General features: G+C 68.5%; 8 protein-coding genes and 1 tRNA gene. All 9 read left to right on the top strand.

The genetic code is table 11. The annotated features are described in order from the left end of the window. Positions 1 to 36: 36 nt before the first annotated feature. The 9 genes from IP93_RS05840 (at position 37) to murB (ending at position 12,003) form a co-directional block, all read left to right on the top strand. Positions 37 to 816 carry a L,D-transpeptidase family protein gene (locus IP93_RS05840; protein WP_144813188.1) on the top strand — a complete coding sequence of 260 codons (780 nt, stop codon included), beginning with the start codon at positions 37 to 39 and terminating at the stop codon, positions 814 to 816. Positions 817 to 894: 78 nt separating this feature from the next. Beyond that, positions 895 to 2,160 (top strand): dicarboxylate/amino acid:cation symporter, encoded by a 1,266-nt coding sequence (locus IP93_RS05835; protein WP_144813185.1) that lies wholly within the window; start codon positions 895 to 897, stop codon positions 2,158 to 2,160. Positions 2,161 to 2,619: 459 nt separating this feature from the next. Next, positions 2,620 to 5,508 carry a TonB-dependent receptor domain-containing protein gene (locus IP93_RS05830; RefSeq protein ID WP_199747111.1) on the top strand — a complete coding sequence of 963 codons (2,889 nt, stop codon included), beginning with the start codon at positions 2,620 to 2,622 and terminating at the stop codon, positions 5,506 to 5,508. A gap of 117 nt (positions 5,509 to 5,625) precedes the next feature. After that, positions 5,626 to 7,251: a serine hydrolase gene (locus tag IP93_RS05825; protein WP_242006766.1), complete on the top strand. Its 1,626-nt coding sequence runs from the start codon at positions 5,626 to 5,628 to the stop codon at positions 7,249 to 7,251. A 141-nt stretch (positions 7,252 to 7,392) separates the two neighbouring features. Next, positions 7,393 to 8,127 carry an N-acetylmuramoyl-L-alanine amidase gene (locus IP93_RS05820; RefSeq protein WP_242006780.1) on the top strand — a complete coding sequence of 245 codons (735 nt, stop codon included), beginning with the start codon at positions 7,393 to 7,395 and terminating at the stop codon, positions 8,125 to 8,127. A gap of 105 nt (positions 8,128 to 8,232) precedes the next feature. Continuing rightward, positions 8,233 to 8,309: transfer RNA gene (locus IP93_RS05815), tRNA-Arg, on the top strand. Positions 8,310 to 8,361: 52 nt separating this feature from the next. Continuing rightward, on the top strand, positions 8,362 to 9,894 hold the full coding sequence (gene amaB / locus IP93_RS05810) for an L-piperidine-6-carboxylate dehydrogenase (protein WP_144813180.1): 1,533 nt from the start codon (positions 8,362 to 8,364) through the stop codon (positions 9,892 to 9,894). Positions 9,895 to 9,897: 3 nt separating this feature from the next. Then, positions 9,898 to 10,956, top strand: coding sequence for a quinone-dependent dihydroorotate dehydrogenase (locus IP93_RS05805; protein ID WP_144813178.1), 1,059 nt, complete (start codon positions 9,898 to 9,900; stop codon positions 10,954 to 10,956). A gap of 9 nt (positions 10,957 to 10,965) precedes the next feature. After that, positions 10,966 to 12,003: a UDP-N-acetylmuramate dehydrogenase gene (gene murB, locus IP93_RS05800; RefSeq protein WP_144813175.1), complete on the top strand. Its 1,038-nt coding sequence runs from the start codon at positions 10,966 to 10,968 to the stop codon at positions 12,001 to 12,003. The last annotated feature ends 9 nt before the right edge of the window (positions 12,004 to 12,012 follow it).

Genomic DNA, 12,012 nt, shown 5'->3' with positions numbered 1-12,012 from the left:
CGACACCTGCCCGCCGTCCCGTCCGGAGCCCGCCCGATGACGCTTGCCCACACCGCGCTGCTGTTCGCCGCCGCTCTCCTGGCGGGGTGCGCCAGTACCGTCCGCGCCCCGACATCGGGCTGGAGCGATGCGCGCCAGCTGGTCCTGGTCACCACGGGCACGTGGGATGCCACGACAGGCCAGTTGCGCCGCTTTGAGCGCGCCGCGGAGGGCGGCCAGTGGCAGCCGGTGGGCGCGCCCGGCGACATCACCGTGGGCCGCGCCGGCAGCGCGTGGGGCATTGGCCTGCACCCGGTCGCCGACGCCAGTTACGGTCCAGCCAAGCAGGAAGGCGACGGGCGCGCGCCCGCAGGCGTGTTCCGCATCGGCACCGCGTTCGGGTATGCGGCACATGCCGACACCACGTGGCCATACCAGGCCATGCAGGCCTCCGACTATTGCATCGACGTGGCGGGTTCGCCGCTTTACAACCGCATCGTCGATGCCAACACCGTGGGCGCCGCCGCCGTGGCCGGGTCGACCGAACCGATGCGGCGCGACCTGCACGCCAACGGCGACGCGCGCTACCGGCTGGGGTTCGTGATCGAGCACAACCCCGGACACCGGGCCGGTGCGGGCAGTTGCATCTTCGCCCACCTGTGGCAGGCACCGGGGGTGACCACCGCGGGCTGCACGGCCATGGCCGAACCGGCGATGCAGCAATTGCTGGGATGGCTGCAGCCGCACGCCAGGCCCGTGTTCGTCCTGCTGCCACAGGCGCAGTACGAACGGCTGTGGCAGCCCTGGGGCCTGCCCCGTCCCGATGCCGCTCGCTGAGCGCACGCCCGCACACCGCAATACCCGGCCCTACCCTGGGCCCTGACCGCCACCTCGCAATTGCCCGCAGGAGTTTCCGTGTCGACCACCGCCCGCGTATTACTCGGACTTTTCCTCGGCGCCGCGATCGGACTGCTGTTGGCATGGTGGGATCCTGCATTCGCCGCGCGCGCAGCCGACGTGGTGCAACCCATCGGCAGGCTCTGGCTCAACGCATTGCAGATGACGGTCGTGCCGCTGGTCGCGGCCCTGGTGGTGGCGGGCGTCAACACCGCCAGCGATGCCGCAGCGTCGGGACGCACCGCGCGGCGGGCGATGGTGACGTTCGTGGTGCTGCTGTCCGCCGCCGCGGCCTTCGCCGCCATTGCCGCACCGCTGATCCTGTCACTGCTGCCCCGCCAGCCGGGGCTGGCCGAGTCGCTGCGCGCGGCGACCGAATCCACCGCGCAACTGAGCGTGCCGTCCTCGCTGGGCGAGTGGTTCGCGGCGGTGATCCCCAGCAACGCGCTGGCCGCCGCGGCGCAAAGCGCGATGCTGCCATTGGTGGTGTTCTCGCTGTTCTTCGGCTTCGCCCTGACCCGGATCGAAAGCGGTCGTCGTGAGCGCCTGCTGGATCTGGTGCACGCGGTGGCCGACGTGATGATCGTGATCGTGCGCTGGGTGCTGTGGGCCGCGCCGGTTGGCGTGTTCGCGCTGGTGCTGGCGGTCTGCGCGCGGGTGGGCAGCGGCATGCTGGGCGCGTTCGGCTACTACATCCTGTTGCAGTGCGCGCTGTACATCATCGCCACGCTGATGCTCTACCCCGTCGCGGTGGTGTTTGGCGGCGAGCAGGCGCGGCGTTTCGCGATGGCCATCCTGCCGGCGCAGACCATTGCCGCCAGCACCCAGTCGTCGCTGGCCTCGTTGCCGGCGATGATCGAAAGCGCGCGCGTCCGGCTGGGGCACCCCCTGGGTGTGGTCTCACTGGTGTTGCCGATGGCGGTATCGCTGTTCCGCATCACCAGCCCGATCCAGTACGTGGGCGTGGCCGCGTTCATCGCCTGGGCCTACGGCGTGGACCTGAGCGTGGCGCAGTTGTCCGCCGGTGCGGCACTGGCGGTGGTGATCAGCATGGGCTCGGTGGGTTTGCCCGGCCAGGTCAGCTTCATGGCAACCAACATGCCGGTCACCCAGGCGATGGGCCTGCCGGTGGAGCCGCTGGGCCTGCTGCTGGCGCTGGACACCATCCCGGACGTGTTCGCCACCGTCGGCAACGTCACCGCCGACCTGACCGCCACCAGCGTGGTGGCGCGTCCGCTGCCGCGGACGATGCCGGATGGCGCGGCTAGCGTCCCCGAGGAGTAACGTCCCGTCGGGTGCTCCCGAATATCTGATTCCAAGGCGCCCTGTTCGCAAGAATAGAAATTTGACCGGCCCAACTGCGTGTGCTACATCGAGCACATACGCATGACGGAAGTGTGACGCGCAATCGGGGAGTGATTGCGCGTAGGGGCGCCTTCCGTGCGCTGGGGCTGGTCCGCAGGGGGAATTCTTCAGGCAGGAAGGTCGTGGCCGCACCCGTGGCGGGCGCGGTTTCCTGTTGATTGCTCCATCGGATCGTCGACATCGCACGCAGGCTTGCTGGACGGCAGCGATGCCAACGGCCGCCGACGCGGACGCCTCGCCTGGCCACGGTCCCCTTCGGTACCCACTGACCCGAATGCGCATGGCCATGCCCGGTTCGCCGGCCGGCGAATGACCGCACGGATGCGGCAGCCCACGCAGCATCCACGTGTCCAAACCCTCGATCCAGGAGAGAGCCGCATGTCGATCCAAGCCCCGCCCCCAACGCGCCACCGACTTGCCGCGGCACTGTTGGCTTCGCTGTGCATGCCCGTCGTCGCGGTGGCCCAGACACAATCGGAGACGGCGGTAGCCGGGGCGGCGAAGGAACTGGACAAGGTCACGATCACGGGTTCGCGCATCAAGCGCACCGAGGTGGAGGCACAACTGCCGATCACCACCATCCAGAGGGAACAGATCGACGCGCTGGGCATCACGTCGGCCGAGCAGTTGCTGATGCACCTCAACATCGCGGGCAATTCGTCCGACAACCTGGCCAGCAACGGCGGCATCGTCAACGAGGAACAGCGCGGCAACAACGGCGTCTCCGGCGCCAACCTGCGCGGCCAGGGTGCCGACGCCACGCTGGTGCTGCTCAATGGTCGCCGCGTGGCCACCCATGGCCTCAAGGGCCGTGCGGTGGACCTCAACTCGATCCCGTTCGCTGCCCTGGCGCGCGTGGAGGTGCTGCGCGACGGCGCGTCCGCGGTGTACGGCACCGACGCCATCGGCGGCGTGATCAACTTCATCACCCGCACCGACTACACGGGCGTGGAGGCTTCGGTCTTCGCCGACGTCACCGAGGCTGGCGGCGGCAACATCTACCGCGGCAATGTGCTCGCCGGCTGGGGCGACATCGACGTGGACCGCTGGAACGTGTTCGGCACGGTCAGCTTCAAGAAGAACGAAGTGCTGCGCGGCACCGACCGCGACTTCTCCAACAGCTTCCAGGCCGACCGCGGCCTGTCGCCCGACACCCGCGGCACGCCGTTCGCGACGGTCTTCAGCCTGGGCACGAGCGGCACGGGGCTCAACACCCTCATCCGCGGCGGGCAGATCGATCCGCTGGACGGCTCGCGCCAGACCGCGATCAACATCCTCAACCTGCCCGGCGCGGCCGGCTGCGAGAGCGGCGACGACATGATGGGGCCGTACGCCTACCGGATGTGGAACGTGCCGGCCTCGCGCTATGCATGCGCCTGGGACTATCCGGCGGCGGCGATCATCCAGCAGCCGCAGGAGAGCGTGGACTTCATCGGCCGCGCGACGTTCAAGCTCAGCGACAACCACCAGGCCTACATCGAACTGATGGGGTCGGAGGTGGACGTCAAGAAGACCTTCGAGCCGAACCAGATTTCTTCCAGCACGTCCTCGGCGGCCACGTCGCTGGGTCCGGTTACCTGGTACCCCAGCACCGGTGCGGCCTACAACATGATCTACGACGCGCTGGCGGCGTACTTCGGCACGGCCAACCTCAACTACGGCGCCCCTATCGCCTACCGCTGGCGCTGCATCGCGTGCGGTCCCCGCCAGATCGAGACCAACACGCGCTCCTACCGCCTGCTGGCGGCGTTCGAAGGCACCTTCGGCAAGTGGGACTACAACGTGGGTGCGTCGCGCGCGTCCAGCAAGTCCGAATCGGTGCTGGGCGGCGGCTACCACTACACCGACGCGCTGCGGCAGGTGCTGGGCAGCGGCCTGTTGAACCCGTTCCTGCTGCCGGGGCAGAGCCAGACGCCGGAGGCGATGGCGGCGTTGCAGGCAGCCTCCGCCACCGGCGTGATGCTGTACGGCGGCGAGTCGATCATGACCCAGGTGGACGCGACCCTGTCGGGCGGCCTGGGCTTCTCCCTGCCGGGCGGCAGCGTGCTGGCCGCAGCGGGCGTTGACCTGCGCCGGGAAGAGTTCAAGTTCGACGGCGACTCGCGGGTCACCAAGCGGCCGATCTTCAATGCACCGTTCGATGACTCCAACATCCTGGACGACGTGAGCCGCGACGTGAAGGCCGTGTTCGCCGAGGTTTACCTGCCGGTGTTCGACAGCCTGGACGTCACCCTCGCCGGCCGCTATGACCGCTACGACGGTTTCGGCAGCACCACCAACCCGAAGGTGTCGTTCAAGTACCAGCCGATCGACGCGCTGGCGTTCCGCGGCGCGTACAGCACCGGCTTCAAGGTGCCTTCGTTCAACCAGCTGTTCAACGGCGTGACCGAAACCCAGTACACCGGCCTGGACCTCGCGGACCCCGCGTCGTGCCCGGGCGGCGTGGCCAACGCCAGCATCCCCGGTTGCGCCGCGATCCGCCCCGATGAGTGGTTTGGCGGCAAGGCCGACCTGGAGCCGGAAGAATCCACGCAGAAGAGCTTTGGCGTGGTGCTCGCACCCACCGAGTGGTTCAACCTCAGCCTGGACTGGTGGGAGATCGAACGCGAGAACACCATCCGCTCGGCGCCGCGCGACATCCTGATCCAGAACTACGATGTGTTCGCGGCCAACTGGATTCGCGACGCGAGCGGCCAGGTGGTGGCGATCGATCGCCGCTACATCAACTCCGGCGGCAGCCTGATGCGGGGCATCGAGCTGGACGGCAACCTGATGGGCGAGCTGGCCGGGGGCAACTGGCGCATCAACTTCAACGGCAGCTACATCGATACGTTCAAGACCAAGGGGCTGGAGACGCTGCCCTACACCGACAACCTGGTCGGCGACTACGTGCGCTACTACAACCTGCCGATCAAGTGGAAGCACACGCTGTCGTTCGCGTGGCAGCGCGGCGACTGGTCGCACAGCCTGACCCAGGTCTACCGCGACGGTTACCGGGACGAGTTGCCGGTCAGCGTGCGCAACGGTACCTACGTGCCGCCCGCGTGGGATCCGGAAGTGGACAGCTACACCACCTACAACTACAGCGTGAGCTGGAGCGGCATCGACAACATGACGGCCACGTTCGGGGTGAAGAACCTGCTGGACGAGGACCCGCCGTTCACCGCGCACCAGAACGACTATGCGGCCGGCGCCGCGTGGGAGCCGCGCATCGCCGATCCGCGTGGACGCGCATACACGCTGATGCTGGAGTACAAGTTCCTCTGACCCATGGGGAAAGCGCCGTCGCGTCGGGCCGTCCTCCCTGCCGGGAGCGGCGGCCCGCACGCGGCGGTGCAACGGGAGCATTTTGATGGTCAAACACGAATTGGCTGGAGGGCCGCGATGCCGCGGATGATCGTGGCGCGAAGTGCCCTGGCCAGCCTTGCGCTGGCATTGTCGGTGGCCATCGGATGCGCGTGCGCGGCCCAGGGTGGCGTGCCGCGCACGCCAACGCCTGTCGAGGCCGCAGCCATCGATCGCGTGGTCGACGACGTCGTTCGCCACTACCAGCTGCCCGGTATCGCGGTTGGGGTGGTCGTGGGTGGCGACGTGGTCTACCGCGGCACGCGCGGCGAGTTGGCCGCGGGCAGGGGCCAACCGGTCGATGCGGATACGCTGTTCAAGGTCGCCTCGCTGACCAAGGCAATGACGACCGCCGTGCTGGCACGCCTGGTGGATGCCGGCACGCTGGACTGGCACGACCCGGTCATCGGCCACCTCCCGCACTTCCGCATGCACGACCCGTGGGTGACCCGCCACATGCAGGTGCGCGACCTGCTGATCCACAACAGCGGACTGGGTGCCGGTGCGGGCGACCTGATGCTGTGGCCCGAGCCCAACGCGTTCACCCGCGATGACATCGTCGCCGGGTTGGCGCATCTCAAGCCCTTGCACGGCCTCCGGGAGCGTTACGCCTACGACAACCTGCTGTACGTGGTGGCGGGCGAAGTGGCCGCCGCGGCCGCCGGCAAGCCGTATGCGCAGCTCGTGCGCGAACACGTCTTCCAGCCGCTGGACATGGGCCGCTGCCAGGTGGGCAGCTGGTCGCGTGATGCGGTGGGCAACATCGCGCAACCGCACATGCGGCAGGATGGGCGCAACGTGGCGATCCGCACGGATGGCGCGCAGGTGCCGGACGTCCCGTCGATGGCCGCAGGGGGCGTGCGCTGCAGCCTGGATGACATGCTGAAGTGGGTCCGCGCGTGGCTGCAGGAACCCGGAATCGGGCAACCGTGGCTGTCGCAGGCGCAGCGGACGGCGCTGTGGACGCTGCACACGCCCATGCCCATTTCCCAGCGCATGCGCGACTGGGATGGCACCCGGATGTACGGCTACGGCTACGGTTGGCGCGTGTCGGACGTGGAGGGCCACTGGAAGGTGGCGCACACCGGCACGCTGATGGGCATGTATGCCTCGCTGGTGCTGCTGCCGGACCAGGACCTTGGCTTCGTGTTTCTGATCAACGGTGAAGCCGAGCAGGCGCGCACGGTGCTGGAGCAGGCATTGCTCAAACACTTCATCCGGCCGCCGGGAGAGGCGCCCGGCGTGGCGCATTACGCCGCCCTGCTGGACCAGGACCGCCAGTCGAAATCCGGGGCCGCTGCGCGCGTCCCTGACACGTCCTCGCGCCGGCCCGCGAAGGTCGATGCGCTGGAAGCACGGGTTGGCCTCTGGCGCGACCCGTGGTTTGGCGACGTCGAGCTGTGCGCCGACGGCACCGACGTGCGGTTTCGCGCCCGCAGATCACCGCACCTGGACGGCCGGGTCATGCAGGTGGGACAACGTTGGCTGGTGGACTGGGATGAGGCGAGCGTGGATGCCGAACCCTGGCTGGCATTCGATGAGGATGCATCCGGCCGGCCGCGGATGCGCCTGTCGCACGTCGATCCGTCCGCGGATTTCAGCTATGACTATGCGGACCTCGACTTCACCCGCGTGGGCGACTGCGGGCCACGCGATGCGCGGTAGGCATCCGCACGCCCCCGCCCCGGGAACGACCGTCCAACCACGTTGAACCGATACGCCTCAGCAAGGAGTCCCATGTCCTTTCCACGGACACGTTTCCACCTCCGGCCATTGCGAAGCCCGTGGGCGGTGCTGCTGCCGATCATGCTGCTGGCCGCATGCACCCATGTGCCGCCGCGCAACCCGCTGGCCGAATGGGTGCCCTCGCCCAACCAGGACGAGCGCCGTCCCGTGCTGGTGGTCATCCACTTCACCGACCAGGATTCGGTGGGGCAAAGCCTGGATACGCTGCGCTCGCGCAACAGTGGCGGCCCGGTCAGCGCCCACTACCTGATCGGTCGCGATGGCGAACGCTTCCAACTGGTCAGCGACCAGCGGCGCGCCTGGCACGGCGGCGCCGGCCGCTGGGGCACGATCACCGACATCAACTCCGCCTCGATCGGCGTCGAGCTGGACAATGATGGCCACAGCCCCTTCCCCGAGGCGCAGATCGACAGCCTGCTGGTGCTGCTGGAGGACCTGAGCGACCGGCTGCGCATCCCGCGCTCACAGGTGGTCGGCCACTCCGACGTCGCTCCGTCGCGCAAGGTCGACCCCGGCCCGCTGTTTCCCTGGAAGCGGCTGGCCGATGCGGGGTTCGGTGTCTGGCCGGCGGAGGACAGCCCGCCACCACCGCCGGGCTTCGACCCATGGCTGGCGCTGCAGGCAGTCGGGTATTCGCTGGCCGATCCCGCAGCCACCGTGCGCGCCTTCCGCCATCGCTTCCGCGCCAGCGAAGGCAGCGCGCTGGACGCGGAGGACCTGCGCATCCTGTACGCGCTGACGCGCCCGCCGGTGCTGCCCGCCACGACGGTGCCACCGGCGGAAGAGGTGGATTGAGCGACGGGCGCGGGGCGTCCCGGCCTGCGGCGCCCACCCGGGACACCCACCGCCATGAGACGCCCATTTCCGGCTGACCACCGGTTCGTGCGAAAATTGCGGTTTGGCCCCGTAGCTCAGCTGGATAGAGCGGTCCCCTCCTAAGGGACAGGTCGCACGTTCGAATCGTGTCGGGGCCGCCATCACCCTCCGCGCCCGCCCATCCGGGCGGCGCCACGACGCATGGAGCCTGCAATGACCCACCCCGTCCTCACCGCCCTGGGCCTTGGCGCCACCGAATCCGGCACCTTCCTCGGCAACGGCGAATGGTCCAAGACCAGCGACGCCGGCGTCCTCGAGCCGATCAACCCGACCACCGGCGACGTGCTGGGCAAGGTGATGGCCTCCTCGCAGGCCGATTACGACACGATCATCGAGCGCGCCCAGGCCGCCTTCAAGGTGTGGCGCACCACCCCGGCGCCGCGCCGCGGCGAGGCCATCCGCCTGTGCGCCGACGCGCTGCGTACCCACAAGGACGCGCTGGGCTCGCTGGTCGCGCTGGAAATGGGCAAGTCCAAGCCGGAAGGCGACGGCGAAGTGCAGGAGATGATCGACATCGGCGAGTTCGCCGTGGGCCTGTCGCGCCAACTGTACGGCCTGACCATGCACTCCGAGCGCCCCGGCCACCGCATGTACGAGCAGTGGCACCCGATCGGCATCGTGGGCGTGATCTCGGCATTCAACTTCCCGGTGGCGGTGTGGTCGTGGAATGCGTTCATCGCCGCGATCTGCGGTGATATCACCATCTGGAAGCCCTCGCCCAAGACCCCGCTGTCGGCAATCGCCTCGATGAAGATCTGCAACGAGGCGCTGAAGGCCGGCGGCTTCCCGGACATCTTCTTCCTGTTCAACGATGCCGGCAGCGAGCTGGCGCAGAACTTCGTCGACGACAAGCGCGTCGGCCTGATCAGCTTCACCGGCAGCACCAAGGTCGGCCGCACGGTCGGCGAGCGCGTGGCGCGCCGCATGGGCCGTTCGCTGCTGGAGCTGGGCGGCAACAACGCGATCATCGTCGACCCGACCGCCGACCTGAAGCTGGCGATCCCGGCCATAGTGTTCGGCGCGGTGGGCACCGCTGGCCAGCGCTGCACCACCACCCGCCGCCTGTTCGTGCACGAGTCGATTTATGCTGACGTGCTGGGCAAGCTGGTCACCGCCTACAAGCAGGTGGAAGGCAAGATCGGTGACCCGATCGACCCGAAGAACCTGATGGGTCCGCTCAACAGCCGTGACGCCGTGAATGCCTACCTGGACGCGGTCGAGAAGGCCAAGGCCGCCGGCGGCAAGGTCGAGACCGGCGGTGCCGCGATCGAGGGCAAGGGCAACTTCGTCCTGCCGACCATTGTCACCGGCCTGACCAACGACGCCGAGATCGTGCAGCACGAGACCTTCGCGCCGATCCTGTACGTGATGAAGTACAGCACGCTGGACGAGGCTATCGAGCTGCAGAACGCCGTGCCGCAGGGCCTGTCGTCGTCGATCTTCACCACCAACCTGAAAGCCGCCGAGGCGTTCCTGGGCGCGGCCGGCAGCGACTGCGGCATCGCCAACGTCAACATCGGCACCAGCGGCGCGGAGATCGGTGGCGCCTTCGGTGGCGAGAAGGAAACCGGCGGTGGCCGCGAGTCGGGCTCGGATGCGTGGAGGGCTTATATGCGCCGCCAGACCAACACCATCAACTACTCCGATTCGCTGCCGCTGGCCCAGGGCATCAAGTTCGACCTGTAAGCGATGTACGGACTCGTCCGCCCGCTGCTGTTCCGCCAGGACGCCGAGACCGCGCACAGGCTCGGCCTCAAGGCGCTGGATGTCGCCTATCGCACCGGGCTGAACCCGCTGGTGGCGCGCAGGCCCGAGCCGTTGCCGACGCGGGCGTTCGGCCTGACGTTCCCCAACCCGGTCGGCCTGGCCGCCGGGCTGGACAAGAACGGCGAGCATATCGACGCGCTGATGGCATTGGGCTTCGGCTTTGTCGAGATCGGCACGGTCACGCCAAGGGCGCAGCCGGGCAACCCCAAGCCGCGCATGTTCCGCATCCCGGAGCATCGCGCGGTGATCAACCGCCTGGGTTTCAACAATGGCGGCGTGGATGCGCTGGTGCGCAACGTGGAGAAGGCCAAGCGCCGCCACGGGCTGCTGGGCATCAACATCGGCAAGAACAAGGACACGCCCAACGAGGCGGCCGCGGGTGACTACATGTACTGCCTGTCGCGGGTGTACCCGCTGGCGGACTACGTGACGGTCAACATCTCCTCGCCCAACACCGCGGGTCTGCGCGAACTGCAGGAAGAGCAGGCGCTGCGCGAGCTGGTGAGCATCCTGCGCGAGGAGCAGGAGCGGCTGGCGGCCAAGCACCACAAGCGCGTGCCGATGCTGGTGAAGGTGGCGCCGGACCTGAGCGATGGCGACATCGACGCGGTGGCGCGGGTGCTGGCCGACCTGGAAGTCGATGGCGTGATCGCCACCAACACCACCGTATCGCGCGTGGGCGTGGAAGATTCGCCGCATGCCGCCCAACAGGGCGGCCTGTCCGGCGAACCGCTGATGGGGCCGTCGACCGCGGTGCTGCGCAAGCTGCGCACGCGCCTGCCCGAGTCGATCCCGCTGGTGGGCGTGGGCGGCATCCTGTCGGGTGCCGATGCGGTGACCAAGATGGCGGCCGGCGCGACGCTGGTGCAGTGCTATTCGGGCCTGGTGTACCGGGGGCCGGCGCTGGTGGCCGAATGCGTTGATGCAATCCGTCGCCGCAAGGAGGCGCCTGCCAGTGGCGCCCCTGCCAAGAGCGCGTAAAGTCCGCGCATGACCGACGCCCTGCGCATCGTTCGCGATGCCTCCCTGCGTGAACGGAACACCTTCGGCGTGGAGGCGGTGGCACCGTGGCTGGTGGAAGTGGCCGATGCCGCACTGCTGCCAGAAGTCCTGCATCGTGCCGAGCTGGCGCACGGCCTGTCGCTGGTGCTGGGCGGCGGCAGCAACCTGCTGTTTGCCGGCAACCCCGACGGCGCCGTGCTGGCACTGACAGGTCAAAAGGTGGCGCTGCTGGAGAGCGGCGATACGGCCATCGTGCGGGCCGATGCAGGCGTGCAATGGCACGACTTCGTCATGCAGACCCTGTCTATGGGGCTGTGCGGCCTGGAGAACCTGGCGCTGATCCCCGGCACCGTCGGCGCCGCGCCCATCCAGAACATTGGCGCGTACGGCGTGGAGGTCCGCGAGTACGTGCATGCGGTGGAGGCGTTCGAGCCGGCCTCGGGCAAGGTGCATCGCTTCACGGCGGCCGAGTGCCGCTTCGCCTACCGGGACAGCCTGTTCAAGCACGCACCGGACCGGCACCTGGTCACGGCGGTGGAATTCGCCTTGCCCCGCCAACCTGCGCTGCGACTGGATTACGCGGGCATCCCCGAGGAATTGGCGGCGATGGACGTCACGCATCCCACGCCTGCCGCAGTCGCACGGGCGGTGATCGCCATCCGCCGCCGCAAGCTGCCGGATCCTGCCGTGCTGGGCAACGCCGGCAGTTTCTTCAAGAACCCCATCGTGGCCGCCGCACAGGCGGAGGCGCTCAAGGCGCGGTACGAGGCGGTGCCGATGTTCCACGGCAGTGGCGACGATACGCGCAAGCTGTCCGCGGCCTGGCTGATCGACCAGTGCGGCTGGAAGGGATGCCGCGAGGGCGATGCCGGCGTGGCCGCGTCGCACGCGCTGGTGCTGGTCAACCATGGCAACGCCACCGGCGCGCAACTGCTTGGCCTGGCCCGGCGGATCGCGGCCTCGGTGCACGAACGTTTCGGCATCGATATCGAACCTGAGCCACGGGTGATCGGCGCGACGTGGTGAACGGGCCTG

The sequence above is a fragment of the Aerolutibacter ruishenii genome (assembly GCF_007830115.1).
GTDB classification, from domain to species: Bacteria; Pseudomonadota; Gammaproteobacteria; order Xanthomonadales; family Xanthomonadaceae; genus Aerolutibacter; species Aerolutibacter ruishenii.
This window is presented reverse-complemented; position numbering and strand designations above follow the sequence as displayed.